This window comes from Mesorhizobium sp. M0870 (assembly GCF_040319775.1).
Lineage (GTDB): Bacteria > Pseudomonadota > Alphaproteobacteria > Rhizobiales > Rhizobiaceae > Mesorhizobium.
In genome coordinates this window covers 226,159-251,181 of the sequence record NZ_JAMYOI010000002.1, presented here as the reverse complement: position 1 = coordinate 251,181, position 25,023 = coordinate 226,159, and the positions used below count along the sequence as shown (strand labels likewise).

Genomic DNA, 25,023 nt, shown 5'->3' with positions numbered 1-25,023 from the left:
GTGCCCGCCGGGATAGCGTCCGGTCTCTTGGCTGCGCGGGTCGCGACGCCGCCCCGGACGGCGGCAGTCGGGGGTTGCTCAAGCGCAAAAATGCCCCAGTTATCACCAGCGAACCGAAGCTGGAGATGTCGATGAACGACAAGGCAGCCGCGACGCCGCAGGCTATCGGCCACGAACGGATCGACCTCTTGGACCGTTACTGGCGCGCCGCGAATTATATCTCGGTCGGCCAGATCTACCTGCTCGACAATCCGCTGTTGCGCGAACCGTTGAAGGCCGAACATGTCAAGCCGCGGCTGCTTGGACATTGGGGCACGACGCCGGGGCTGAATTTTCTCTACCTGCATATGAACCGCGTTATCCGCGAAAGCGACCTTGATGTTCTGTTTATCTGCGGCCCGGGCCATGGCGGTCCCGCAATGGTTGCCAACACCTGGCTCGAGGGCACCTATAGCGAAATCTATCCCGATATCGGGCAGGGCGAAGACGGCCTCAGGAAACTGTTCCGGCAGTTTTCCTTCCCCGGCGGCGTGCCAAGCCATGCCGCGCCCGAGACGCCCGGCTCAATCCATGAGGGCGGTGAACTGGGATATGCCTTGGTCCATGCCTTCGGTGCGGCCTTCGACAATCCGGACCTGGTGGTTGCCTGCGTCGTTGGTGACGGCGAAGCCGAGACCGGTCCGCTCGCGGCGGCATGGCATTCCAACAAGTTCCTGAACCCGATGTCGGACGGCGCCGTCCTGCCGATCCTGCATCTCAACGGCTACAAGATCGCCAGCCCAACGATCCTCGGCCGCATGGACGACCAGGAATTGCGAAAGCTTTTCGCCGGCTATGGCTACGAACCGTTCTTCGTCGAAGGCCACGAGCCGCTTTCCATGCACCAGTCGATGGCCGCGACGCTCGACACGGTGCTCGATCGCATCCGGTCCATTCAGGAGCAGGCACGGGCTCCGGGATGGCATGGTCAACGCCCGCAATGGCCGATGATCGTGCTGCGCAGCCCCAAGGGGTGGACAGGTCCCAAGGAGGTCGATGGCGAGAAGGTTGAGGGTTTCTGGCGCTCGCATCAAGTGCCGGTGTCGAACGCACGCGGAAATGAGGACCACCGCACAATCCTCGAAAACTGGATGCGAAGCTACAAACCGGAAGAGCTGTTCGATGAAAGCGGACACCTGTTGCCAGAGCTAGCGGCACTTGCCCCAACAGGGACAAAGCGCATGGGTGCAAGCCCGTACGCGAATGGCGGACTGCTGAAGCGCGATCTTGTGCTTCCAGACTGGAAAAGCCTGGGGCTGGAAGTGCCGCGTCCAGGTGGCGTCATCGCTGAAGCGACGCGGATTTGCGGAAGCTATCTTCGCGAGGTGTTCCGCCTCAATGCCGAGGCGCGGAATTTTCGCCTGATGGGGCCGGACGAGACGTCATCCAACCGCCTCGATGAGGTGTTCGAAGTTACCGATCGGATCTGGATGCAGCGCATCGAACCCTACGACGTCCATCTTTCCCGTGACGGACGTGTCATGGAAGTGCTCAGTGAGCATCTTTGCCAAGGGTGGCTCGAAGGCTATCTGCTCACCGGCCGGCACGGCCTGTTCTCCTGCTATGAAGCCTTCATCCACATTGTCGATTCGATGGTCAACCAGCATGCCAAATGGCTGAAGACCGCCGGCGAGCTTGCCTGGCGCAAGCCGATCGCCTCGCTCAATTACCTTTTGACCTCCCATGTCTGGCGGCAGGACCACAATGGTTTCAGCCATCAGGATCCGGGCTTTGCCGATCTGGTCGCCAACAAGAAGGCCGATACGGTAAGGCTCTATTTTCCGCCGGATGCCAACACTCTGCTGTGGATCACCGATCATTGCCTGAGAACCTATAATCGCATCAATGTCATTACCGCCGGCAAGCAGCCGGCACCGCAATGGCTGTCCATTGAAGAAGCCGAAGCGCATTGCAAGGCGGGGGCGGGCATCTGGGAATGGGCCGGTACGGTTGCTCAGGGCGAAGAGCCCGACGTGGTCATGGCCTGCGCCGGCGACGTGCCGACCCTGGAAACGTTGGCCGCGACCGACATTCTGCGCTCTGCGATCCCCGACCTGAAAATACGTGTCGTCAATGTTGTCGACCTGATGACGCTGCAGTCGAACACCGAGCACCCGCACGGCCTCGCCGATGGAGACTTCGACGCGTTGTTCACGAAGACACGGCCTGTCATCTTCGCCTATCACGGCTATCCCTATCTCATTCATCGCCTGACCTACCGTCGCGCCAACCATGACAACATGCATGTGCATGGCTTCCGCGAGGAGGGCACCACGACGACGCCGTTCGACATGGTGGTGCTCAATGAACTCGATCGCTACCACCTCGCGCTCGCCGCCATCGAACGCGTGCCGGGACTGGCCGAAAGGGCCGAAGGGCTTGCGGGCGAACTCCACGACCGGCTGGTGAAGCACAGGGCCTATGTCCGCGAGCACGGCGAAGACATGCCCGAAATCCAGGAATGGAGCTGGCCCGGCAAAAGCGCGGCAAAGGCGCGCCGATGATCCGCCGGTCGATCCTGGCGCTGAATGCCGGTTCGTCCAGCATAAAGTTCGCGCTTTACGATGTTGCCTCGTCGCAGGATCTGCAGCTCGTTTCACGCGGCACGTTGGACTTGGGCGACACACCCACACTCCGCGCAAAAGCGGCCGACGGAACGGTGCAGTGCGAGCGGCAGCTCGCCGCCGACAAGCCGCGTGATGCGGCCATAGGCGAGATGCTGAATTGGGTGCAGAGCGAAATTGGCGAAAGAAACCTGCTCTGCGCCGGCCATCGCGTCGTGCATGGCGGAAGCGAATTCATCGAACCTGTCCGTCTGACCCCAGACATCATCGACGCCATCGACAGGTTGACGCCGCTTGCTCCGCTGCATCAGCCTCGCAGTCTCGCGCCGGTCCGCGCGATAGCTGCCTTGCAACCGGACTTGCCACAGGTTGGCTGTTTCGACACCGCTTTCCACCAGACGATCGATCCGCTCGTGCGGCGCTTCGCCCTTCCGCGCCAGTATGAAGGGCAAGGCTTGCGCCGCTACGGGTTTCACGGTCTCTCCTATGAATACATCGCCGGGCGACTCAGCGGGATATCGCCAACTCTTGCGACGAAACGCACCATCGTCGCCCATCTCGGCAATGGTGCCAGCCTTTGCGCTTTGCAGCAGGGCAAGAGCATCGATACGACGATGGGGTTTTCGGCGCTGGATGGCCTCGTCATGGGCACGCGGTGCGGCGCCATCGATCCCGGCGTGCTGTTGTACTTCCTGCTGGAAAGAGGCATCGCGGCTGAGGAACTGCAGACAATCCTCTACGAGAAGTCGGGACTGCTCGGCGTATCCGGTATTTCGGGCGACATGAGGACGCTGGAAGCGAGCAATGATCCTCGCGCTCATGAGGCGATGGCGCTTTTCGCCTTTCGCGCCGCGAGAGAGGCCGCGGCGCTTGCAAACACGATGGGTGGTCTTGAATGCCTCGTGTTCACCGCCGGCATCGGCGAACGGTCCGCGTCTATCCGCAACGCCATATGCGAAAAATTGACCTGGCTTGGCGTGGTGCTTGAAGAACACGCCAACGACACCCACGCCGAAATCATCAGTCGGTCGGAGAGCAAGGTGGAGGTGCGCGTGATTGCGACCGATGAGGAAAGTGTCCTTGCACGTCACAGCCGCAAGGTGATGCAAGCCTGAAGGCTCGCCATCGGCATCTGAAGTCGGCTGTCGGTTCGGCCCGACGAAAGCGCGGGCAAGGGTATTCCCTGTACGAAAATTACCAAGCGAGCGGTCGGGGGAACCAACTGCCCATGGAAATATTGTGCGAGCAATCCCGGCTAACCCCGAGACCGTCGGCACGATGATCAGGCCGACAGCCTTACTTCAGGCTTTGGCTGAGGAATCCATGTTTACGGACGACGTTGCGGTGAGGCGCCTGAAAATCCTGGTCGAGCAATATGTCGAGACACGCAAGAAGCGCCACGATGTGATCTCTACAGCCAACGCCGGAACCGCAATCCGAGAGGTGATGCCAAGTTGCCCGCTTTCGGGAAAGGCCTTCGATGATCTGATTGCGGCCTGCGCCATAGAGCATGGCCTCGCCGTGCTCTTCGACAATCCGGGTATATCAGGCACTGAAATCTGAGGCTGGCGCTTCCGAGGCCACCATCGCGATGAGCAGGAGTTCAGTCGGCATGTCCAGATACTTTTTCGACCTTCGAGATGAGAGCGGAAGCTTGCAGGAGGATCCGGAGGGCCAGGAATTTCCTGATCTCGCGAGCGCCGAGGAAAACGCGATGGCGTCGGCGAAGGAAATCCTCGCCGAAGAGCTGCTGCATGGCAAGCCGCTGCGTACCGGATTGGCCTTCGAGATTTTTGACGAGAACCGCAACCTGGTGCTGCGCTTCCCCTTTGCGCTCGCGGCCGAAGAGGCCGGGGCACCCCCTTAATACCGAATTGCCTGGCGGCCGATCGCTTGCAGGGTCATACAGGTCGGGCGTCAATGCGGATCCTATCCTTCCGCCTTGAAGTTTCTGGCTTCTTTCTCGACCTTGGGGCTGTCCTTGCCATGCTTTCGCATGAGCTCCTTGGCCTGCTTGGGTGAGACGTCGGTGGTCTCTGCCAAGCGCAGCGCCTTCTTGTCCTTGCTTTCGGTCTTCTGCTTCTTGGCCGTCATGGCTCTTGAACTCCCTTGAAGCCCTGTTCCGATCGATCTTTGCCGGTGCCAACGCCCGACCATATCCAGATGAACTGTCGTTGCCTGGTTTGCTTCGACGAGACGTCAACGAGACGATGCCGGTCAGGTTCCGTGCATCGCCTGCTCATGTCCGAACTTGTTACGCCACGCGGCGGTACCGATGGCGATCTCGGATGAATTCATTAAAGAAGCGGCCTTTTGAGGAGGCTTTGGTGAAAGCGGCATAAGTTGCCGGCGCAACACCCTCATAATCGTAACGTCTGCCGCTCGGCACAAACCAGACCGAGAGGATCTTGGTGGCGGGATCGTATTGTGTGTTTTGGATCACGGTCGATGGCATAGTGGCACCCGACGGGTCTGCCCGAATAACCCGCTAGCGGTAGTCAGGTTCCGCCGATGCCCTCGCGGCTCGCACCGCGACTACCGGTCGCGCGGGTTGCCGAACGTCGGGTCGCGCTTCCTCGAATATCGGTCGATGCGTGGCAGGCTGTCATCAAACTCGATGCACGGTAGCCTCAGGTCCCAATAGGCATGGGCTTGCGGCCGAAAACCTTCAGGTTTGTCGAGGAAGCCGATGGTCACATAGAACTCGTCCGGCAGGCCTTCGTCGCTATAGCCTATCGAGCTTCCACAGTCTGGGCAGAACGTGCGGGTGACGCCTGGCGTTTTGGAAAAGGCCTTCGGAGTTCCCCTAAGAAGCTGAAATTGCTTCGGCCGGTAACCGACCCAGATCGTCAGCGGACTTCCGATGGCCCGGCGGCAATCGTCGTCGTGATCGTAGCATATCCAGAAAGGCTCTCCATCCATGGCTGCCGCGATCCGTCCGCAGAAACAGGCTCCGGTCTCGCGCCGCATCGTCTGTCCATCCTGTCGCGCCCAAGGGGCGTTCAGAGAGCGGCCGAACGGCCGCTCCCATTCAAGGTGAAGTCGTTGAAATCATGCATCGTGATGCTCGGGCATGCTCTTGAGCTGATCCTTGGTCCAGTTCGTCACCGCGTGAACGTCGCCGTCTTCATCGCGCATGAATTCCAACTGGCTCGCGGGAACGGCCACTGGCTTGGCGCCTATGTCGTAAATCGTGGCGTCTTCGAGAAGGTCGGGCGTCAGTTCGGTGCTTGTGAGGCGTACGTGGTTGGTGTGGTCCATCGTTCGAGACTCCTGTTAGGTGGAATATCTGAACCTCTCAGCCGAGCAATCGTTCCGAACAATTTCGGGGCCGACGGACGGACGACGCAAGGATGCAAGAACCCCCAAAATCAGCCTCGGCCCGAATTGACTCGCAAAGCTCCGTACGGAAGCGTACAAAGGAAAATCGTCAGCAGCACAGTTGGGCGCTGACGCTTGGGAGTGACCATCGCTCTTGCCCATCACGAGGCATGGCGTTGCATGGCGAAGGAGCCCGAGCACCACGTGCTGCCAGTAGACGCGATAACCGCGCTTGCGCGGGATACAGGCGCCACTGAACAGCAGATACGTGAAATCATATCGCTCCTCGGGTTCGATCGCGCCTCTATCCTGCGGGAGGCTCGTTTGCTGGCGCAAGATGGTCAGCCAACAAGGCCTTCGAGTCTTCAGCAGTAACTGTCGGTTTCATACCAACACGCCAGCCCGTCTAGTGCTGCGCGAGACGAAGTCTATGGTTCGTTACCGTCCGCTCGTTCGACGGGCGCGGCCGGCTAAGAGATCCCAGTACTCTTGCCCAAGGGAAAAGAGTCTCGTGGATTACCAGATCCTGCAAGCCAAGAGCGAATTGCTTCGCCGCATGAGCGCGGACGATTTCGCGCGGCTAAAGCCGCATCTGGCGAGCGTTTTTCTTGAGTTGCGTGCGCCGATGGAGACTGCGGGGCAGAAGATCGAGGCCGTCTATTTTCTGGAAAGCGGACTGGCCTCGGTGGTGGCCAGGACTTCGGAGGCGACCGAGGCTGAAGTCGGAATCATCGGGTTCGAAGGAATGACCGGGTCGGCCCTGGTCATGGGGGACGACCAGGCGAACTTTGATTGTTACGTCCAGTCGACATGCGAGGCCCTCCGGGTGGAGGCTGCCCCATTCGTCGAAGCCTTGGAGAACAGCCCTACGTTGCGGTCGTTCCTGTTGCGCTATGTCCAATATTTCCACGTTCAGACAAGCTACACGGCATCGATCAACGCACGGCAGAGCCTGGAAGTCCGGCTGGCGAGATGGCTTTTGATGTGCAGCGACCGCACTGTCGGCGACAGACTTATGATAACCCATGAATTTCTGTCCATCATGCTTGGTGTCAGGCGTCCGGGGGTTACCGTGGGTCTGCAGATGATCGAGAGTTATGGTTATATCCGAGCGCGCCGCGGAGAGATCACGATCCGCGATCGAGACGGTCTCGTGAAGTTGGCGCGAGGCTCTTACGGTCCACCTGAAACCCAGTACCGCCGGCTGATCGGAGATTTGGGCTCGAAGCATGCCGCGAGGCAGGAGCGGCCTCTCGCTTGAGCGCCGGGGCCAACAGAGGCTTCTCCACCACTGAACCGCCAGGAAGACATTTTCGAGTGGCCGACGCGATGATGCCGGTGAGACACCGTTGCCTAAGCCCGCGCCGGCCACCGCGGCATTTTTTGGGGATGCCGCGGTGCCAATCTAGTTGCTGACAAGCAACTGGCAACGAAGGCTCACGGTTTGGTAAGAACCGTACGTACATGCACGCAACCTCCCTCGGTTGCATTCAAGGCATGCTCGCGAATCCTGAGTTGAATACAGCACCCGATAAACTCCGGATTGGCAGGCGTTGTCAGATGCGGTGATGTCCGCTGGGTGGGGTGCAGATTTGCTGGCCAGGTTCCGATATTGCCAGGCGGGCTGGCCTTCACCATCTAGCTGGGATGGCGACACCCACATCGAAAACACTCGACTCATCCAGGCTCCAGCACGATCTCTTTGGTGCTGCCGACGACCTGCCGGAAGGTTTCCTCTACCAGCCCGAACTGATCGCGGCGCAAGAAGAAACGGAACTCGCCCGGCATCTCGAAGGCCTGCCTTTCGAGGCGTTCGATTTCCATGGCCATCTGGCAAACCGGCGCGTCGTCGGTTTTGGCCTGCGCTACGACTACGACAGGCGCCAAGTCGTCGAGGCGCCGCCGATCCCTGACTTCCTATTGGCCCTACGCGACAAGATCGCGGCGTTGGCAGGCAGGCCCGCCGAGGCCTTCGCGCAAGTGTTGATCAATGAATACCGGCCCGGCGCCGGCATTGGCTGGCATCGAGACAAGCCTCATTTCGAAGACGTTGCGGGTGTTTCGTTGCTGGCGCCTTGCAGTTTTCGGCTCCGGCGGAAGAATGGCACCAAGTGGGATCGCCGCACCATCGTCGTCGAACCAAGGTCGGCGTATCTCATGACCGGACCATCGCGCACGGAATGGGAGCATAGCATTCCGCCAGTTGACCTGCATCGATACTCGATCACCTTGCGGACATTGCGCGCCAATTCCGCATGAGCATCGCGCGCCGAGCCGTTCTGAGGCATCGCCAGCGCCATCACGAGTTCTTGAACGCAAACGGTTCCGGGAACCTCCCAACCACAAGTTGGTTTGGAGGGCAGGTACAGCTTCAAAGGTGGAGAATGCGCATGGCCCGTGCCCGCTCAGTGTTGGTGGCCGCCAGGCGTCCGTTCCATAAAACGCCGATGGCAGTCGCAAATGCATGTTTCGTCGGCACATTGCTGACCGACGTTGCCTATTGGCGAAGCGCTGAAATGATGTGGGCCGATTTTTCCGCCTGGCTGCTGCTTGCTGGCCTGGTTGTGGGCGTGCTCGCGGTTCTTGCAGCACTGGTGGATTTGTTTACCGGCCGGCTTTCCGGTGAAGCCGGGCGTGTATGGCCATATCTCCTCGGCAGCCTCGTCGTGCTCGTCGTGTCTCTCTTCAACGCACTGGTGCACAGCCGTGATGCCTGGACCTCGGTCGTGCCGACGGGGCTCATCCTGTCCGCCGTCGCCGTGATCGTTATTCTCTTGGTGGGCCTGCTGGGATGGAGTTCCGGCCGCACTCAGGTGGAGGTGGTCGAATGAATGTCTCGGCCAGGCATATCAGGCGTATCGCGAGCCTCGGTCTGCTGTGTGGATCGATTTTGGCGCTGCCCGCATGCAGCGATAACGAACCGGATCCCACCGATCAGGTCGGAGCGAACCCGACGCTGCCTGAACCGATCCAGTATCTGGTGCCGCCGATGCATGTCGCGTCGGTCATCGGTTGGAAACAAGACGAGAAGCCGACGGTTGCCAAGGGTTTGCAAATCCAGGCCTTCGCCAAGGGCCTGAAGCATCCGCGCTCGCTTTACACATTGCCGAATGGTGACGTTCTGGTGGTCGAGTCCGTGGCGCCGCCCGGTGCGGCGATCAAGCGGCCGAAAGACCTGGTCATGGGCTGGATCGAGTCCATGGCGACGTCAGGCGGCGGCACCGAAGGAAGCAACCGTATCACCCTGCTGCGCGATACCAACGGCGATGGTGTGCCCGATGTCCAGGAGGTCTTCCTCGATCATCTCAATTCGCCCTTTGGCGTGGCCCTGGTCGGCAACGATCTCTACGTCGCCAACACCGACGCTATCGTGCGTTACCCCTACATGTCGGGCGACACCAAGATCACCGCGCCGGGCACAGTGCTGACGCCGTTGCCCGGCGGGCCTATCGATCATCACTGGACAAAGTCTCTCGTGGCCAGCCCCGACGGGTCTCTGCTTTATATCGGCATCGGATCCAACAGCAACATCACCGAGAACGGCATCCAGGCAGAAAAGGACCGGGCCGCCATATGGGAAGTCGACAGGGCCACTGGCCGATATCGTATTTTCGCGAGCGGCCTGCGCAATCCCAACTGGCTGAGCTGGGAACCACAGAGCGGCGCGCTGTGGGCTGTGATCAACGAGCGCGACGAGCTCGGGCCTAACCTGGTTCCCGACTATATGACCTCGGTCAAGGACGGCGCGTTCTATGGTTGGCCGTACAGCTACTATGGTCAGCATGTCGACCCGCGCGTGATGCCGCAGCGGCCGGACCTTGTCGCCAAGGCGATCCCTCCCGACTATGCCTTGAGTTCCCACGTCGCACCGCTGGGCTTAGCGTTCTACACTGGAACCAACCTGCCGGACCCGTATCGCAATGGCGCCTTTGTTGGCGAGCATGGCAGCTGGAACCGCAAGACCTTCAACGGTTACAAGGTCGTGTTCGTGCCGTTCAAGGACGGTCATCCAGATGGCAAGCCGCAGGATGTCGTCACCGGTTTCCTCGACAAGGACAACAAGGCACACGGGCGGCCCGTCGGCGTTGCCGTCGACAAATCGGGCGCGTTGCTGATCGCCGACGATGTCGGAAACACAGTCTGGCGCGTAACTTCCGCGAGCCGGTAGGCACCTGCATAAACGCGGATCGCTTCACCTATCTCGGTGCAAATTCCACCAGCGCCTTGACGAATTCTGCCGGTGCCTCGATGGGCAGGAATTCGCCGCAGTTGGCGATCACGCGACCTTGCAGGTCCTTTGCTCCAGACAGCCTCAAACCTTCGAGATAGTCGTCGATCGATCCGAAATCCGCGTCGCCGCGGATATAGAGGATCGGAACTTCGATGCGCGCCGGTACTGCATTGACCTTGGCATCCTCCTTGAACGCGCGATACCAATCAAAGCCGGTCTTAAGTGCCTCCGGCCTCGAATAGGCCTCCGCAAAAGTCTCCCGCATTTCATTGGTCAATGCATCGGGATGTCCGGCGAGCAGATTGAAGAAGAAATCGAAGTAGGCGCGCTGGTGGCCTGTCACCAGCAACTCCGGCAGTTCGGGCACCGCATGGAACGCAAAATGCCAGATGTCCGGGTTTGCCACTATCTTCGTCCAGGGATGAAGGCCGGGGATAACTGTATTCATCGGCACCGCGCCAACGATGCGATCGCCATGATGGCGAGCAGCAGCGAAGGCAATCATGCCGCCCACATCAAAGCCTGCAACGACGATGGATTTGGCCCCAAGCGCCTCGGCGGCTGAAATCACGATATCGGCAAGAACCTTCTTTTCCGTTGACGGCGGCGTGCCACGCGATTCACCGATCTCCGGAAGATCGAAAGCCAGCGTAAAGTATCGTGCGCCGAGTTCATCGATCACACCATCATAGATTTTCCGGGAATGGGGCCAACCGTGCAGAAGGATCAAGGCCGGGCGACCCGGATCGCCGGCCATGGATACCGCCAGCCGTATATTGCCTGCTTCGAGGGTCCGGACGAGCATCGTCTATCCATTCTCGGGAACTCAGGAGAAAACGATGAGCGAACGAATAGGTTGCTCGACCGGGTTCCGCCAGCATCGCTCACCGCTGCCTGTTCTCCGGCGGTGGTCGGTGCTCAAGAACCCAGCCCGCTGTGAGCCGGCTGGACCGTCACCAAGTGGGAGGAGGGGCCATCTCGCCACCGGCATGTCGGTCCGCCTGCGGAACAAGCATTCAACCCTGGCGTTGAAATGCGGGCGAACCCGCAACGGGCGAATGGGCTGGCGCAATGTCGTCGCGGCGGCGATTTGCAATTAGGACAATGCAGGGAGATCCAGATGCCGCTTACGGCCTTCGCACTCAATTGCTCGCTCAAAGCTTCGAACGACAGGGAAAAATCCTCCACCGATCGGTTGCTCGCGGATGTCCTGGCGGCGCTGATGCAATACGAGGTGAAGGGCGAGATCGTGCGTGCGCTCAGCCACGATATCAAGCCCGGCGTGCTCTCCGACATGGGCGAGGGCGACGATTGGCCGAAACTCAGAAGGAAAATACTGGCGGCCGACATTTTCGTGCTCGGGCTCCCGATCTGGCTTGGCCAGCCCTCGAGTGTGGCCAAGCGCGTCCTGGAGCGGATGGATGCGTTCCTCGAGGAGACCGATGACAGAGGGCGCATGCCGGCAGCAGGAAAGGTGGCCTTGGTAGCCATCGTCGGCAATGAGGACGGTGCGCATCACTGCCACGCGGAATGCTTTCAGGCACTGAACGATGTTGGCTTCACCATCCCGGCCAATGGCGGGGTCTATTGGGTTGGCGAGGCCATGCAGGAGGTTAACTACGTCGACCTGCCGGCAACTCCGGAAAAAGTCTCGGGTGCGATCGAAATGGCAGCTTCAAACGCCGCCCATCTCGCTGGATTGCTGAAAGAGCGGGACTACTCGGGCGTCTCGGGGTGACCTTTGTTCGCCTAAACACTACCTTGGCAGCGTCGATGAGGTCTCAGTCGGGAACAGGAAGGCTTGTAGCGAGTTCATATTCTCATCAGCCGGCGACCGCCGCTCCGTCTATACGGCGCGAAGCCGCAAACAGGAGAGCAAGTCATGGGTCTCGGCACGATTCTTATCATTATTCTGGTCATTGCATTGCTTGGCGGTTTTAGTGGTCTTGGCGGCGGGCCTTTCTACGGCACCGGTTACTATGGCGGCGGCGGCCTCGGTCTGCTGCTGCTTGTAGTCATTATCCTGGTCGTGCTCGGGCGTCTCTAGCCGAGTCCGCGATGCGGGTGGCAGAATGTATCACCTGCCGCTTGCGGTCCTTCTGGGTTGCTTTGAATCCATAGCAGTCCAGCAATGACGGTCCGCCCTCTAGAGGGCGGACCACTCGTTGGAGATGTTAGGTCAAAATCAGGACGATCTTGAACGTATCCGGATCAACGATGACGATCCGGCCGTCCGCAAGCACGAAATACTCGTAACTTTCGTAAGCGGGAACGATCTTGACGATACGAGCCGGCAAACGATGCAGCCTGACCTTCTGCCGTGGGACTTCGACGCCGACGGTGATGTCAAAATCGACATTGGACACAGGCTCGACCTTCGTCTCCCGGATGATCTGAGTGACCTCGGTTTTCTGCTCCACCGTCACGTTGTTGATGGAACCGGTCGACGTCGTATCCTGTGTCGAGGCCTTGCCCTGAGCCTGCTCGTCGGTCTGCATCTTGGTCTTGTCCTGAGCCTGCTGGTCGGTGGTGGTGCCAGCCTTGCCCTGAGCCTGCTCGTCGGTCTGCATCTTGGTCTTGTCCTGAGCCTGCTGGTCGGTGGTGGTGCCGGCCTTGCCCTGCGCCTGCTCGTCGGTCTTCAGCTTGGTCTTGTCCTGAGCCTGCTGGTCGGTGGAGGTGCCGGCCTTGCCCTGCGCCTGCTCGTCGGTCTTCAGTTTGGCCTTGCCCTGCGCCTGTTGGTCGGTGGAGGTGCCGACCTTGCCCTGAGCCTGCTCGTCGGTCTTCAGCTTGGCTTTGCCCTGGGCCTGCTCGCCCATCTTGGAACCGCCCTGGCAGTCGGCCTGCCCGGAAGCGCAATTGGCGTCTGCGCCAGATTGGCTTTCGGGCTGTTGTGTCTGAGCCATTGCCGTTCCACAGCCGAGCCCGATCGCCAGCATGCTGGTAATGAGAACATGTTTCATGGGGAAATCTCCCTGGGTAAGGTTCGTCCCTTCAGTGCGTAGAACCAGAACCCAAAAAAAATGTTCCGAGATAGTTGAGTGAGGTCTAAAAAAATGACCTCACTCGGGACCATATGATCGCGGGCGGAAGCCGTCGTTAAAATGACCTTTTCAACCTTGCCGATTGCCCTAGCTCTCTCCTGAGAGGAGGCCGGATATGGCAATTTATAGTCTGAGGGTGGTCAGCTTCATTTTCGTGGCACTGGCTTTCGTTCCGGCCGCCGCGCATTTCTTCGCGATGTTCAACAAGATGAAGCTCGACGGGCCAAACTATCTGGCTGCGCAGCGCGCCTATGATGGATGGAGCCTGTTCGGAATCGTGGTGCTGGGAGCATTGCTCTCTACGGCCGCCCTGGCGATCCTGCTCTACCGAGCGAGTGCATCTTTCGGCTTGGTTGTCGTCGCCTTTCTCAGCATCGGCGCCACGCAATTTGCCTTCTGGACGCTGACCTACCCAATCAATCAGGCGACCCGGAACTGGACTGTCCTGCCTGAAAACTGGGAGCTGCTGCGGCGCCAATGGGAGTATTCACATGCCATCGCCGCCGGCCTCAATGCCTTGGCGTTGCTTGTGCTTTTCCTATCGGCGCTTCGCGCTGCGGTGCGTTGAACGACCACGTCTTCACCAGCACGGCCGCCGAGCGGGCAGGAACCCCAATGAAGCGAAATCACTGACCCGCCCGATGTTTCCAGCGTGGCCCGAAAATGAAGCGGTACTATTTCGATCTTCAAAACGGTGACGGCGCGGTACCCGACGATGACGGGCAGCTGTTCGAATCCCGGGAACAAGCCAGAGCGGAAGCAATTCGTATTTTGCAGGATGTTGCCCAAGACGAAATGCCCGACTGCGATTTCGTCAAGGTAACCGTCAAAGTACGCGATGAGATCGGTGCGCAGATGTTTGAGGCATCGCTTGTTCTGACCTCCGGATGGAGCGTGTGATGCCGCAGTGCTAGCGGCGATACCGCACCGGGATTTGCACGACGTTCTCCGATCCAGGCAGATCAAAGGCCATGGCCAGTTGACGTACGGAGGCCATCTCCACGATCAATTCTTCGATCGAAAAATCCGGCAGGCCGGTCTTCACCCTCTGCCTCACCCTGGCCGCAAGTTCATGAACCCGCACCGGGACGAAAAGCGGGCTGTCGTCCAGCAGCTTGCTGATTTCGATGACCACATCGGCGTCGATGTCTTTCGGCAATTCCCGCATGGGCGTCACCTCCTCTCGAAGCAACAGCCCGTCATGTCGATGCGACGGGCGATCAGGCGTTGAGCGCCGGGCAATGGGATCGGAGAGGGACGTGCTCGGCGCTGGCCGATAGCCAGATTCATAAAGCTGCGGGCATCGGTGTGTCACGAAAAAATATCGGTACGAAAATTACCAAGCGGCTCATCCCACGCAATCCACAAGCGCCTTCCCCGAAATCGCGACTCCGGCAGCGCTGTTCCCGACAGAGGAGGAACAAAAAATATGGGGAGGAACAAAAAATATGGCCCGGAATTGAGACTGACGAATTGGAGGATCTAGCCATGGACAGCAGGGAAGAAAAGATCAAACGGCGAGCCCATGAGATCTGGGAGCAAGAGGGCCGGCCGGCTGGCCGCGAGCAGGAGCACTGGGACCAGGCCGTGCAGGAGATCGAGGCTGAGGGTTCGGAGACTGAACGTGGCCCGGTTTTGCCTGATCCGACAGTTGCAGCCGATTCCAATAGCTCAAGGCGTTGATCGTCAAATCCATGGCGTCTTGAGAGTACGATCAGGCAACCAAATTGGTGGAACCTCGTTTGCCGGACAGCAACCAGAGGAGGTTTCGATGAAGAGGTTCTTTTTACTCCTGGTCCTGGCCGCCGTCCTTGCGCTCGGCGCCTGCGACAACAATATCGAGCCGATGAAAGCCAACACCGGCACCATCAACAAGAACCCACAGGTTGACCAGGCCGCCAGACCAGAGTCCACGACTGGTGACCAGCCAGCCACTGTGCCTTAGGGCAAATGAACTCGGTCTCACATTGCGACACACCTCTGCTGCGCGTCGCCTATCTCGATGGTGGACCGCGAGACGGCGCCCCGGTTATCCTGCTGCATGGCTGGCCCGACGACGCGACGACATACGCTCGCATTTCGCCAGCCCTTCATGAAGCTGGCTTTCGGACGTTTTCGCCTTGGCTGCGAGGCTTTGGGCCGACATCGTTCCTTTCAGAAGAAACCATGCGCTCGGGCGAGATTGCCGCGATGGCGCAGGATGTGCTGGATTTTGCCGATGCGCTTGGCCTCAGCCGCTTTGCGGTTGTCGGACACGATTGGGGCGCCCGGATATCCTATCTGCTCGCGTCGGTTTTCCCGGACCGCATCAAGTGCTGTGCTGCGCTGTCGCTCGGCTGGCAACCAGGCAAACCAGCAACGCCGGCGCCCGGACAAGCGAAAGCATTTTGGTATCAATGGTTCATGGCGACGGCCCGGGGCGCTGAGTTCGTACGAAACAATGGCAAGAAATTCGCCAGATACCAGTGGGATAGCTGGGGCCCATTAGGCTGGTTCGACGACGCTATTTTCGATGGTGTCGCGAGTTCGTTCGAAAATCCTGACTGGGCGGATGTGACGTTGCATTCCTATCGGGTCAGATGGGAAGAGGCCGAGCCCGATCCACGCTATGCCGAACTCGCCCGCCGGCAAGCAGCGGTCAAGATCATCACGGTGCCAATCCTGACGCTTCATGGTGGCGACGACCGCGTTGTGTTTGCCCAGTCCTCAGAGGGGCTCGAAAAGCATTTCACCGCGTTCTACAGGCGGGTGGTGCTGGATGGCATCGGACACTTCCCGACGCGTGAGGCTTCTGATCAGGTTTCGCGATTGTTGGCTGCGTTTCTCGATAGCCATGGCAAGCGCTGAAGTGGGGTCGTCATTCGACCTCATAGTACAGACCGGAACCTGACGCATCGCCGTGCATTTCGTCTCCATGCATGACGAACCGAAATGCGGTCTCGCAATCAATCGGCAGCCAGGGAGAATTTGAATGCAAGCTTCAGGCGCAATCTCAACACCCCATGCTGGCCAACTGGCCATAGAACCGTTTGCCGGCACGGTGACGGTACGATTTTCCGACGCCATAGTCGCTGCCACGGAACGGGCGAAAGTGCTTCAGGAAGAAGGACATGAGCCCGTGTTCTACATCCCTTTCGAAGACATCTATTTCGACCTTTTCGAAAAGACGAACACCACCAGCCGCTCCCCTTTGAAAGGCACCGCGAGCTACTGGCGCGTCCATGCGGTGGGCAGCTCGGCTGACGATGTCATGTGGGCATACGAGACGCCTGAAACCGCGGCGCGGCCCATTGCACGTCATGGTGCATTCGATCCGGAAAAGGTGCGCATCGATGCCGAGCCCGCGGAGGACAGACGGCACACGCCCCACGTCCCGGAGTAGATTGCCCGTTCGCAGCGGGGCGATCTGAATTCAAGGCTGGTGCTGACGGCGCGGAAACTCGTCATCAAGGATGCATAGTGCCTCCTCATATTTGACAGTCGATGCCCCGACCTGTCGTGCCTGCCAGATATTGTCCGCCAAATCCGCGCGCTTCACCGGCAGCGCCAATGGATTCGATGCCGCTCGTCGCACAAACGCGAAGTAATCCTCACCGGACCTGCGCGACATGGCGTCGACGGCCGAAGCGATCGTCGGGCCAAAACCGGCCTCTTCCAACTTGGTCCGGTCCCAGCCTTCGCCCTTTTCGAGGACGTCATGGAGATAGGCGACGACCTTCTGGTCCTTGGTTTCGACCGCGTCAACGATACGGCGGCAGTGCTCGATATACGGTCGCCCAGTCTTGTCGCGCTGTGCTGCGTGGACCTCTTCGGCAATCTTGGCCGCCCGGTAAAACATGCTCATCTGGCTTGTCCTTCAGACATGGTTTCACCATCGCTCCTCAGTATCGTGGTGCGGCAGGTCTATTCCGCAGCAAACCCAGCCAAGTCGCTGCCTCGATCCATAATTGTAGCGCGGTTCCAGCCGAGCCGGATCGTCGAACGTTCCGATATGCAGCGCGATCTCTCCGGGCGATGCGTCATAGGCAAGGCTGAGGGGCGATCCGCAGGCGGAGCAGAACCCCCTGCAGGCAATCGGCGAAGACCTGCGATAGGTCGGCGTCGCATTGGTCCAGTTCACGCTTTGGGAAGGCACCCAGGCCAGAACCGCGAACGCACTGCCGGTCGCCCGCCGGCACATATCACAATGGCAGTAATGCACTCTCGGTTCGCTTCCAACGCGGAAGCGGATCGTGCCGCAGAGACATCCTCCGCTCAGTTCCATTTTGGCGCCCCGGCTGACTTGCCGCTCCAACGCCTCTCGCGCGGTCTCATGCGAGCACCTCCATTCATCTCAGCGGAAACGCCAGCCATTTACGTCGGTTCCTGTGGCTATCTCAGGAACCAGTGCTTGCGCGCGGCGTTGCGTGTCTTTGCCGACAACGGGAGGAACCAGGGAAAATGCATCGCCGGTTGGAGAAGCGCTGATGTCGATGCCGGGGCTGGCATACGGTCCTCTCGGCGATCGATGCATGCATATCTGCGTGGATATGCAGCGGCTGTTTGCAGAGCCGTCCGAATGGGCAACACCCTGGATCACCCGGGTTCTCCCGCAGATCGAGAGGCTGGTCGAAAGACGCGCGCCACAGACGGTCTTTACACGCTTCCTGCCCGCCGGGAAGCCGGGGCAGGGCGTCGGCACATGGAAGCGCTATTATGAGCGCTGGGCTTCCCTGACGATCGAGACGATCGGGCCCGAAATGACCGAACTGTTGCCGTCTTTAGCCGGCTACTGTCCGCCAGCGGCGATCGTCGACAAGCACATCTACTCGCCCTGGTTCGAAGGGCGTCTCAGAGCGCTCCTGGTGGAGCGCGGCATCGATACGCTGGTCATCACCGGCGGCGAAACGGATGTTTGCGTTCTGGCCACGGTGCTCGGGGCCATCGATTTCGGCTATCGCGTGGTTCTCGTCACGGACGCGCTGTGCAGTTCTTCCGACGCAACCCATGACGCACTGCTGACCGTTTACCACCAACGTTTCGCGCAGCAGGTCGAGACGGTTGAGATGGAAACGGTTCTCTCGAACTGGACTTGACGTCCGCTAACCCGGCCCGGGTGGGAGTGTCCATGCTTCCTTGCGCGGTTGGGCTGCCTATCTGTTAAGAGAATGACGGACACCAGAACAGGTAGCAGGACGTGACGCAACGATCGGGAAGTGCTGATCTTCCACTCCATGGCGGGCGCGTGCCAAAATGGCTCGGCGACCGCATGACGCGTCTTGGCGCTGTGATGTGCGAGGCGATCATTCATCACTATGGTCGAGACGAGCTGCTGCGGCGGCTGGCGCATCCATTCTGGTTCCAGTCCTTTGGTGCTGTCATGGGCATGGATTGGCACTCGTCAGGAATCACGACCAGCGTCGTGGGCGCTTTGAAGCGTGGCCTCACGCCGCTTTCCGGCGAGCTCGGCATTCATGTCTGCGGTGGTCGCGGCGCGCATTCGCGCAAAACCCCGCATGAGCTGGAAGCCATCGGCCAACGCGTCGGCTTCGACGGAGCGGGCCTGGCAACCGCCAGCCGGCTGGTCGCCAAGGTCGACAGCGCCGCCGTCCAGGACGGTTTCGATCTCTATCTGCATGGCTTTATCGTCGCCGATGACGGTCACTGGGTTGTGGTGCAGCAAGGTATGAACGGCGACAGCAAGGTGGCGCGCCGCTACCATTGGCTTTCCGAAGGCCTGAAGAGTTTTGTCGACCAGCCGCATGCCGCCATCGAAGGGGTCAATCAAGGCGAGATCGTCAACCTGACCGACCGGCGTGCCGAGGCGTCCCGCCAAGGGCAACTTGACCTTTTGCAGGATCTCGGACCGGATCGCATCCTGGGCGAGCTGGCGGCATTGGAGCGTGGCGCGGAGCCGACGCGCCGGCAGGAGCCGGAACAACCGCTGCTGCCGCATTTGGTCATGCCGGCCCACCATGACGTTCGCGAAAGCGATGTCGTCATGCATCGCCTACACGGCAATATCGCAGCCGCCGCGGACCGCGGTCCCACCGATTTCGCCGAGCTCCTTCTGGTCCCCGGCGTCGGCGCACGCACAGTGCGCGCGCTGGCCCTCGTTGCCGAGGTGGTGCATGGCGCTCCTTGCCGTTTTTCCGATCCCGGCCGCTTCTCGCTGGCGCATGGCGGCAAGGACAGGCATCCATTTCCGGTACCGCTGAAGGTCTATGACGAGACGATCGGGGTTCTGAAGTCGGCCGTGCAGAAGGCAAAGCTCGGTCGCGATGAAGAAATCGGCGCCTTGAGGCGGCTCGACGATCAGTCGCGGCAAGTCGAGCGATACGTGACCGGCCCCAGCCTGAAGGAAATTGTCGCGGGAGAATTCGACCAGTCGCATCTGCTTGGCGGGCGCAGCGTGTTCGGGTGGGAAGCTGCGCCGGACACAGCACCTGCCGAGCGGAGCAAGAAAGCGTGAGAACGAGACAGAGGGCTGTAGATCAGTCGGCCAGATCGATCAGCGCGACACCGAGGTCCGGACGCTTGCTGCGGCGCAGATGACCGGGCGCTTCCACCAGGGTGATTTCGAGCGTTGGTCGAACGATGCCGTCAAGCAGATGTCCACCCCGGGTGGTGCCGTCGCTCAATCCAAGCACCGCATGGACGTGCAGGCTGGGCTTGTCATCATCACCCAGTGCAACATCGCCGATCGCGCTCAGAACCTCGCACTGTTCGCCGATGGGGATTTTGCGGTAGGTCTTCGCGGTCGGATCAAACCAGCCCACGGTGGCTTTTTCGAAAGCCCCTATGGCGGTCAAGGACGCACTGCCGATCTCCTGGTCGACCGCGAAGGCGGTCAGTGCCGCGAACGCTTCTTCGCCTGGTTCGAGCACCACGACGAATGTCCGTTGTCCGCCGATCTCATTGACGAGCTGAGATTTCATCCCTGTGCTTCCATCGTTCGGCCCAAGGCCGTCGCCAAGATCAATGGGCGCGGTGTTCCGCATTGCGCTTGCGGGTCGCTGCAGCTTTCTTTGCCGATTCGGATCGGCTTGCGGCAGACCGTGATGCCGATGCCTTGCCGCCGCTTTTACCGCCTTTGTGCGCCGCGAGATGGCCCGTGTGTTTGCCGCGGCCCGAACCGCCTTCCTTCTTGCCACCGCCATCGTCCTTGTTGACGGTAGCCCATGCACGCCGCTCTGCTTCCTTGTCCGAAACCCCGCGCTTCTCGTAGCCTTCGGCAATGTGGTCGGCCTTACGCTCCTGCTTGTCAGTGTATTTCGATTTGTCGCCTCGTGGCATGGCCTGCTCCTATTGAATAAGGGCTGAACGTCGATTTGACGCGCTGGTTCCAACAGAAGTTCGCGTAGCCAATGCCATCGCCCGGCATGGCCAAACACCGCCGCGCGCAGGCTAACGCTTTTCGGGCCGGGGAGAGCGCAGCAGCAGGCGAGGGGAATTGGTTCAGCCGATTGCCAACCTCACGACGAGGGCCAGGATCACGACACCGACCAAGCCGGCTATGAAGATGACCCGACGGGTGCGCGTTCGCAGGATGATCTCGCCTTGTCTCGCCTGCTCCGCAGAGAATACAGGTCCATTGTCGCCGTCCTTGCCATGCCGACCATCGCTCATGATCGCCTCCTTCCGGCTCTTGGCACACAACCATCGCTTGACCGGGGAGGTTCCGATTGCATCGATCCGGCCAGCAGAAAAAGGATCACAGGCTCGTGAGGAGGGAACTTTGCCCTCCGCGAGTGGTTTGGGCCGCTTGAGACCCAGCCAGCCCGGAGCCAGCCATGTCCGATGCCAAAATTTCCAGCGGCTTGAGCAGACGCATGTTCATGACGGCCTCTGTTTCGGCGGCGGCGGTGATGCCGCTTGTGAATTCCCCAACGAGAGCTGCCCAGCCCGCGTCCGCAAAACCGGCCGAACCGCGCGATTTGTCGGCGGTTTCGATGCGTATCAACAAGCAGACCTACAACCTCGCGCTCGACAATCGAACCAGCCTGCTTGACGCGCTGCGCGACCATGTCGGCCTGACCGGCACCAAGAAAGGTTGCGATCACGGTCAGTGTGGTGCCTGCACGGTGCTGATCGACGGAAAGCGGGTACTGTCGTGCTTGAGCTTTGCCGTCATGAACCAGGGCCGGGAGATCACAACGGTGGAAGGCCTGGCTTCGGCGGACGGGGACCTGCATCCGGTCCAGCAGGCCTTCGTCGACCACGATGCCTTTCAATGCGGCTATTGCACACCGGGTCAGATCATGTCCGCCATCGGTTGCATCAACGAAGGCCATGCTGGATCGGAAGATGATATTCGCGAATATATGAGCGGCAATCTATGTCGCTGCGCGGCCTATCCCAACATCGTTGCGGCGATCGTTCAGGCACGCGACGAGACCAGGAGGGCTTAGGATGCGCCCGTTCGTATATGAAAGACCAACCAGCGTCTCCACGGCAATCGCCATGGCGTCCCGTCCCGATGCCGTGCATGTTCCGCCAACCGGCGCCGACACGCAGTTCATCGTCGGCGGCACCAATCTGGCCGACTACATGAAGCTCGGTGTCGCGCGGCCGGAGCGACTGCTCGACCTCAACACTCTTGCCGAGCCGGCCTTGCGGCAGATCAGGATAGACGATGATAAGATCCGGTTTGGTGCGCTGGTCCGTATGGGTGAAGCAGCCGACAACAATGATGTCAGGCGCCGTTGCCCGGTCCTCGCCGACAGCTTGAAATTCGCTGCCAGCGGTCAGCTTCGCAACATGGCGAGCCTGGGCGGCAATGTGCTGCAACGTACGCGCTGCGAGTATTTTCGAGAGATATCTTGGCCGTGCAACAAGCGCGAACCGGGCTCCGGCTGCGCTGCGATGGAAGGGTCCAATCGCCAGCATGCCGTGCTGGGTACGAGCGATGCCTGTATTGCCACGTATCACGGCGATTTCGCGCAGGCGCTGGTTGCGCTGGACGCCACCGTCGATGTCGAAGGTCCGCGGGGAAGGCGCACGCTCACTTTTGCCAAGCTGCATAAACGGCCGGGCGAAACGCCCGACATCGAGACGGATCTGGCCGCCGACGAGCTCATTACCGCCATCGAAGTGCCGCTGGCACAGTGGAGCAGCCGGTCGCGCTATCTGAAGATACGCGATCGCGAATCCTACGCGTTTGCGCTGGCGTCCGCGGCTGTCGCGCTCGACATGGATGGCGAGACGGTAAGGAGTGCGCGCATTGCGCTTGGCGGAGTGGCGACGGTGCCGTGGCGTGCGCGCGAAGCAGAGGACGTGCTACAGGGCAAAGTGCTTGACGAAGCCACGGCGCAGGAGGCCGCCGAGGCTGCTTTCGCCGATGCCAGACCGCGCGAGCATAACGCATTCAAGATACCGCTCGGCAAGCGCACGCTGGTGCGGGCGCTGCTCGAAACCCGGGATATGAAGGGCTGAGCCATGAACCAAGCTGCACCCGCTCCAAGGGAAAACCAGGGCGATCCCGTTGTTCGCATTGACGCCCGGCTAAAAGTTACCGGACAAGCCGGCTATCCCGCCGACATCGTTACGGCCAACGTCGCCTACGGTGCCCTTGCCACCAGCAGCATTGCCCGGGGCAAGGTTTCCGAACTTCACACGAAAGACGCCAATGCCGTACCCGGTGTGCTGGACATCGTCACCTATGGCGATCTGGACAAGACCGACATGCCGAAATTCGGCAACACCGGTGCAAGTTCGATTGGGCCCTTGCACGACAAGACGGTTTTTCACGATGGTCAGATCATCGCTCTGGTGGTCGCTGAAACCTTCGAGGCGGCGGAGGAGGCAGCGATGTTGGTCCGCGCCGACTATGAGGACGAACGGCCCAGCGCCAGCTTTGATTCCAAGGGCGTGAAGATGGAACCGGCTGCCGGCAAAAGCCCGATGTTCAAGGAGGATGCGAAGGCCGGTGACTTCGACGCCGCTTGGGCGGATGCGACGGTGAAGATCGACGAAAAATATTCGACGCCGACCCAGCATCATAATCCGATCGAGCTGTTTTCGACCACCGCCATATGGCAGGGCGACCAGTTGACGATACACGAACCCAGTCAAAACGTTACGGGCTGGAAGGTGGAACTGGCACGCCAACTGAAGCTCGATCCGGCCAATGTGCGGATCGTCAGTCCCTATATCGGCGGCGCCTTCGGCTCCAAGGGGCCGATGACGGCACGCACTGCTATCGTTGCCGTCGCGGCGCGGCGCATCGGCCGGCCGGTTCGCTGCGTCGTCAATCGCATGCAAGCCTTCGGTACGCAGACCTATCGCGCCGAAACGCGGCATCGGATCCGCATGGGCGCCGGCAAGGACGGCCGCATCACGGCGTTCGGACATGAGGCCTGGGAGGTGACGTCACGCCCGGACCCTTATGTCGTCGGCGGCACGTCCGCCACCGCGCGCATGTACGATTACGGCTCCGTTCTGACGCATGTTTCGCTGGTTCATGCCGACCGCAACACGCCTGGCTACATGCGATCGCCGCCGGAGACGCCTTATGTCTACGCGCTGGAAAACGCCATGGACGAAATGGCCGTGGCCCTCGGTATGGATCCTGTCGAGTTTCGTCGCATCAATGAACCGGAGAAGGAGCCGATCGGAGGCAAGCCATTTTCCAGCCGCTCACTCATCAAGTGCTACGACCAGGCGTCCGAGGCCTTTGGCTGGTCGAAGCGCGATCCCAGGGTCGGCTCGATGCGCGACGGCGATTGGCTGGTCGGAATGGGCTGTGCGACGGCAATCTATCCGACTGCCGCCGCACCTTGCGCGGCCCGGGTTCGTCTCACCGCGGATGGCGAGGTTCGGGTCCAGTGCGGCTCCCATGAAATTGGCACCGGCGTTCGCACCATCGCCGGCCAAATGGCGGCCGAAAGGCTGGGGGTCGGCATGGACAAGATCAGCGTGGAGATGGGCGACAGTGCCTTGCCGCCGGCTCCCGTGTCGGGCGGATCGATCTCGACCGCCAGCGTCTGCTCCGCGGTCATGAAAGCCTGCGACGCGATACGCGAAAAACTGTTTGCCGCCGCTGCGGGCAAGGGGGCTCCGCTGGCAGGTTCGGCCAATGCGAAGCTGGATTTGAAGGACGAAGAGGTCGTCACCGAGACCGGCAAGTCCGCCAAGCTGGCCGATGTCTTCAAGGCCATGCAAGTCGGCGCCATCGAAGAATATGCCGAGTTTGCGCCGAAGGGTTCTTCGCCTGAAGCCCTGAGGAAACTCTATGCCGGACAATCGGAGTTTCATGGTGGAGAGAACGACGAAGATTCGGTCAAATATGCGTTTGGCGCCGAGTTCGTCGAAGTGCGCATCAACAGCTATACACGCGAAATCCGGGTGCCGCGCATGGTCGGAGCCTTCGCTGCCGGGCGCATCATGAACACGCGCACCGCGCGCAGCCAGCTGATAGGTGGCATGATCTGGGGCATTGGCCAAGCGTTGCACGAGGCCACGGAAATTGATCAGCGACACGCGCGCTACGTGAATCGCGACCTGCAGGACTATCTCGTGCCGGTCAACGCCGACATCAAACAGGTCGACGTTATCCTGGTCCCCGAAATCGACCACCAGGTCAATCCTGCCGGCGTCAAGGGCTTGGGCGAACTCGGCAATGTCGGAACGGCTGCTGCCGTGGCGAGTGCCGTCTATCATGCCACCGGCAAGCGCATTCGCGATCTGCCGATCAGAATAGATGATTTGATAGGCTGACGATCAAGAGCTCTGGACGGAGCATGGAACTCGTAACCCATAGGAAATTCAAAAACGGCAGGTTGATGCCGTGGGGAAAAGGCACGGTCGTCACCGGAGCAAAGGGATTTGTCTACCTCTGCGGCAATAC

33 protein-coding genes are annotated in these 25,023 nt (G+C 60.4%); 21 read left to right on the top strand and 12 right to left on the bottom strand.

The window, feature by feature from the left end:
• Positions 1-131 precede the first annotated feature (131 nt).
• From NKH97_RS04345 to NKH97_RS33290, 4 genes are all read left to right on the top strand, one after another.
• Positions 132-2,543: a phosphoketolase family protein gene (locus NKH97_RS04345; RefSeq protein ID WP_352795536.1), complete on the top strand. Its 2,412-nt coding sequence runs from the start codon at positions 132-134 to the stop codon at positions 2,541-2,543.
• A complete protein-coding gene (locus tag NKH97_RS04340; protein WP_352795534.1) occupies positions 2,540-3,718 on the top strand; it encodes an acetate/propionate family kinase in 1,179 nt (392 codons plus the stop codon). The genes NKH97_RS04345 and NKH97_RS04340 overlap by 4 nt, the downstream gene beginning before the upstream one ends.
• Before the next feature lie 208 nt (positions 3,719-3,926).
• The gene (locus NKH97_RS04335) at positions 3,927-4,166 is read left to right on the top strand and encodes a hypothetical protein (RefSeq protein ID WP_031213489.1); all 240 of its coding nucleotides are present in this window, start codon (positions 3,927-3,929) and stop codon (positions 4,164-4,166) included.
• On the top strand, positions 4,114-4,470 hold the full coding sequence (locus NKH97_RS33290; protein WP_502897063.1) for a DUF6894 family protein: 357 nt from the start codon (positions 4,114-4,116) through the stop codon (positions 4,468-4,470). Before NKH97_RS04335 ends, NKH97_RS33290 begins: the two co-directional genes overlap by 53 nt.
• Positions 4,471-4,532: 62 nt before the next feature.
• Here the strand turns inward: NKH97_RS33290 and NKH97_RS04325 are convergent, their stop codons facing one another.
• The 4 genes from NKH97_RS04325 to NKH97_RS04310 all read right to left on the bottom strand — a co-directional run bounded on the left by NKH97_RS04325 (position 4,533) and on the right by NKH97_RS04310 (position 5,864).
• Positions 4,533-4,697, bottom strand: a complete 165-nt coding sequence (locus NKH97_RS04325) for a hypothetical protein (protein ID WP_023811992.1) — start codon at positions 4,695-4,697, stop codon at positions 4,533-4,535.
• 160 nt (positions 4,698-4,857) lie between these two features.
• A complete protein-coding gene (locus tag NKH97_RS04320; protein WP_023811991.1) occupies positions 4,858-5,058 on the bottom strand; it encodes a KTSC domain-containing protein in 201 nt (66 codons plus the stop codon).
• Between the two features lie 80 nt (positions 5,059-5,138).
• Positions 5,139-5,573: a GFA family protein gene (locus NKH97_RS04315; RefSeq protein WP_352795529.1), complete on the bottom strand. Its 435-nt coding sequence runs from the start codon at positions 5,571-5,573 to the stop codon at positions 5,139-5,141.
• 81 nt (positions 5,574-5,654) lie between these two features.
• Positions 5,655-5,864: a PRC-barrel domain containing protein gene (locus NKH97_RS04310; RefSeq protein ID WP_352795527.1), complete on the bottom strand. Its 210-nt coding sequence runs from the start codon at positions 5,862-5,864 to the stop codon at positions 5,655-5,657.
• A 571-nt stretch (positions 5,865-6,435) separates the two neighbouring features.
• Between NKH97_RS04310 and NKH97_RS04305 the strand changes: the two genes are divergently transcribed.
• From NKH97_RS04305 to NKH97_RS04290, 4 genes are all read left to right on the top strand, one after another.
• Positions 6,436-7,185: a Crp/Fnr family transcriptional regulator gene (locus NKH97_RS04305; protein ID WP_352795525.1), complete on the top strand. Its 750-nt coding sequence runs from the start codon at positions 6,436-6,438 to the stop codon at positions 7,183-7,185.
• 386 nt (positions 7,186-7,571) lie between these two features.
• A complete protein-coding gene (locus NKH97_RS04300; RefSeq protein ID WP_031213486.1) occupies positions 7,572-8,183 on the top strand; it encodes an alpha-ketoglutarate-dependent dioxygenase AlkB in 612 nt (203 codons plus the stop codon).
• Between the two features lie 131 nt (positions 8,184-8,314).
• Positions 8,315-8,755 carry a DUF2231 domain-containing protein gene (locus tag NKH97_RS04295; protein WP_352795523.1) on the top strand — a complete coding sequence of 147 codons (441 nt, stop codon included), beginning with the start codon at positions 8,315-8,317 and terminating at the stop codon, positions 8,753-8,755.
• Positions 8,752-10,092, top strand: a complete 1,341-nt coding sequence (locus tag NKH97_RS04290; RefSeq protein WP_352795521.1) for a PQQ-dependent sugar dehydrogenase — start codon at positions 8,752-8,754, stop codon at positions 10,090-10,092. Before NKH97_RS04295 ends, NKH97_RS04290 begins: the two co-directional genes overlap by 4 nt.
• A 28-nt stretch (positions 10,093-10,120) precedes the next feature.
• Here the strand turns inward: NKH97_RS04290 and NKH97_RS04285 are convergent, their stop codons facing one another.
• Complete coding sequence (locus NKH97_RS04285) at positions 10,121-10,960, bottom strand: alpha/beta fold hydrolase (protein WP_352795519.1); 840 nt, start codon at positions 10,958-10,960, stop codon at positions 10,121-10,123.
• 315 nt (positions 10,961-11,275) lie between these two features.
• Between NKH97_RS04285 and NKH97_RS04280 the strand changes: the two genes are divergently transcribed.
• Together NKH97_RS04280 and NKH97_RS04275 are read left to right on the top strand one after the other, a co-directional pair.
• Entirely contained in the window at positions 11,276-11,893 is a 618-nt protein-coding gene (locus tag NKH97_RS04280) for a flavodoxin family protein (protein ID WP_352795598.1), read from the top strand.
• A 144-nt stretch (positions 11,894-12,037) separates the two neighbouring features.
• The gene (locus NKH97_RS04275; RefSeq protein ID WP_023811982.1) at positions 12,038-12,202 is read left to right on the top strand and encodes a DUF3309 family protein; all 165 of its coding nucleotides are present in this window, start codon (positions 12,038-12,040) and stop codon (positions 12,200-12,202) included.
• 127 nt (positions 12,203-12,329) lie between these two features.
• On the opposite strand, the gene NKH97_RS04270 is transcribed toward NKH97_RS04275, so the two are convergent.
• Complete coding sequence (locus NKH97_RS04270; protein ID WP_352795516.1) at positions 12,330-13,115, bottom strand: DUF1236 domain-containing protein; 786 nt, start codon at positions 13,113-13,115, stop codon at positions 12,330-12,332.
• Between the two features lie 196 nt (positions 13,116-13,311).
• Between NKH97_RS04270 and NKH97_RS04265 the strand changes: the two genes are divergently transcribed.
• Positions 13,312-13,764, top strand: a complete 453-nt coding sequence (locus NKH97_RS04265) for a hypothetical protein (RefSeq protein WP_127294525.1) — start codon at positions 13,312-13,314, stop codon at positions 13,762-13,764.
• A 95-nt stretch (positions 13,765-13,859) separates the two neighbouring features.
• A complete protein-coding gene (locus NKH97_RS04260; RefSeq protein WP_023811979.1) occupies positions 13,860-14,096 on the top strand; it encodes a DUF6894 family protein in 237 nt (78 codons plus the stop codon).
• Positions 14,097-14,106: 10 nt separating this feature from the next.
• On the opposite strand, the gene NKH97_RS04255 is transcribed toward NKH97_RS04260, so the two are convergent.
• Positions 14,107-14,364, bottom strand: coding sequence for a hypothetical protein (locus tag NKH97_RS04255; protein WP_352677712.1), 258 nt, complete (start codon positions 14,362-14,364; stop codon positions 14,107-14,109).
• Between the two features lie 320 nt (positions 14,365-14,684).
• Between NKH97_RS04255 and NKH97_RS04250 the strand changes: the two genes are divergently transcribed.
• The 4 genes from NKH97_RS04250 (at position 14,685) to NKH97_RS04235 (ending at position 16,578) form a co-directional block, all read left to right on the top strand.
• Positions 14,685-14,879 carry a DUF2934 domain-containing protein gene (locus NKH97_RS04250; RefSeq protein WP_352795513.1) on the top strand — a complete coding sequence of 65 codons (195 nt, stop codon included), beginning with the start codon at positions 14,685-14,687 and terminating at the stop codon, positions 14,877-14,879.
• 88 nt (positions 14,880-14,967) lie between these two features.
• Complete coding sequence (locus tag NKH97_RS04245; RefSeq protein WP_352795511.1) at positions 14,968-15,141, top strand: hypothetical protein; 174 nt, start codon at positions 14,968-14,970, stop codon at positions 15,139-15,141.
• A gap of 5 nt (positions 15,142-15,146) precedes the next feature.
• Positions 15,147-16,043 (top strand): alpha/beta fold hydrolase, encoded by an 897-nt coding sequence (locus NKH97_RS04240; RefSeq protein ID WP_128304478.1) that lies wholly within the window; start codon positions 15,147-15,149, stop codon positions 16,041-16,043.
• A gap of 124 nt (positions 16,044-16,167) precedes the next feature.
• The gene (locus NKH97_RS04235; protein ID WP_352795509.1) at positions 16,168-16,578 is read left to right on the top strand and encodes a DUF427 domain-containing protein; all 411 of its coding nucleotides are present in this window, start codon (positions 16,168-16,170) and stop codon (positions 16,576-16,578) included.
• Positions 16,579-16,608: 30 nt separating this feature from the next.
• Here NKH97_RS04235 and NKH97_RS04230 read toward each other — a convergent pair whose 3' ends face one another.
• Both NKH97_RS04230 and NKH97_RS04225 read right to left on the bottom strand, forming a co-directional pair.
• Positions 16,609-17,040, bottom strand: a complete 432-nt coding sequence (locus NKH97_RS04230) for an HD domain-containing protein (RefSeq protein WP_023811972.1) — start codon at positions 17,038-17,040, stop codon at positions 16,609-16,611.
• A gap of 24 nt (positions 17,041-17,064) precedes the next feature.
• Complete coding sequence (locus NKH97_RS04225; protein WP_352441508.1) at positions 17,065-17,460, bottom strand: GFA family protein; 396 nt, start codon at positions 17,458-17,460, stop codon at positions 17,065-17,067.
• A gap of 202 nt (positions 17,461-17,662) precedes the next feature.
• Here NKH97_RS04225 and NKH97_RS04220 point away from each other — a divergent pair, with 202 nt between their 5' ends.
• Positions 17,663-18,271: a cysteine hydrolase family protein gene (locus NKH97_RS04220; protein WP_127294539.1), complete on the top strand. Its 609-nt coding sequence runs from the start codon at positions 17,663-17,665 to the stop codon at positions 18,269-18,271.
• Positions 18,272-18,372: 101 nt separating this feature from the next.
• Positions 18,373-19,647 carry a DUF763 domain-containing protein gene (locus NKH97_RS04215; protein WP_352795506.1) on the top strand — a complete coding sequence of 425 codons (1,275 nt, stop codon included), beginning with the start codon at positions 18,373-18,375 and terminating at the stop codon, positions 19,645-19,647.
• A gap of 22 nt (positions 19,648-19,669) precedes the next feature.
• Here the strand turns inward: NKH97_RS04215 and NKH97_RS04210 are convergent, their stop codons facing one another.
• The 3 genes from NKH97_RS04210 to NKH97_RS04200 form a co-directional block, all read right to left on the bottom strand.
• On the bottom strand, positions 19,670-20,113 hold the full coding sequence (locus tag NKH97_RS04210; protein WP_352795504.1) for a PPC domain-containing DNA-binding protein: 444 nt from the start codon (positions 20,111-20,113) through the stop codon (positions 19,670-19,672).
• 40 nt (positions 20,114-20,153) lie between these two features.
• Positions 20,154-20,471 (bottom strand): hypothetical protein, encoded by a 318-nt coding sequence (locus tag NKH97_RS04205; protein WP_023811967.1) that lies wholly within the window; start codon positions 20,469-20,471, stop codon positions 20,154-20,156.
• Between the two features lie 162 nt (positions 20,472-20,633).
• Positions 20,634-20,804, bottom strand: a complete 171-nt coding sequence (locus NKH97_RS04200) for a hypothetical protein (protein WP_023811966.1) — start codon at positions 20,802-20,804, stop codon at positions 20,634-20,636.
• A 209-nt stretch (positions 20,805-21,013) separates the two neighbouring features.
• Between NKH97_RS04200 and NKH97_RS04195 the strand changes: the two genes are divergently transcribed.
• From NKH97_RS04195 to NKH97_RS04185, 3 genes are read left to right on the top strand one after another with little or no spacing between them, the layout of a single operon-like run.
• Complete coding sequence (locus NKH97_RS04195) at positions 21,014-21,586, top strand: (2Fe-2S)-binding protein (RefSeq protein WP_245273254.1); 573 nt, start codon at positions 21,014-21,016, stop codon at positions 21,584-21,586.
• 1 nt (position 21,587) lies between these two features.
• Complete coding sequence (locus NKH97_RS04190) at positions 21,588-22,610, top strand: FAD binding domain-containing protein (RefSeq protein ID WP_023811964.1); 1,023 nt, start codon at positions 21,588-21,590, stop codon at positions 22,608-22,610.
• A gap of 3 nt (positions 22,611-22,613) precedes the next feature.
• Entirely contained in the window at positions 22,614-24,893 is a 2,280-nt protein-coding gene (locus NKH97_RS04185; protein ID WP_023811963.1) for a xanthine dehydrogenase family protein molybdopterin-binding subunit, read from the top strand.
• The last annotated feature ends 130 nt before the right edge of the window (positions 24,894-25,023 follow it).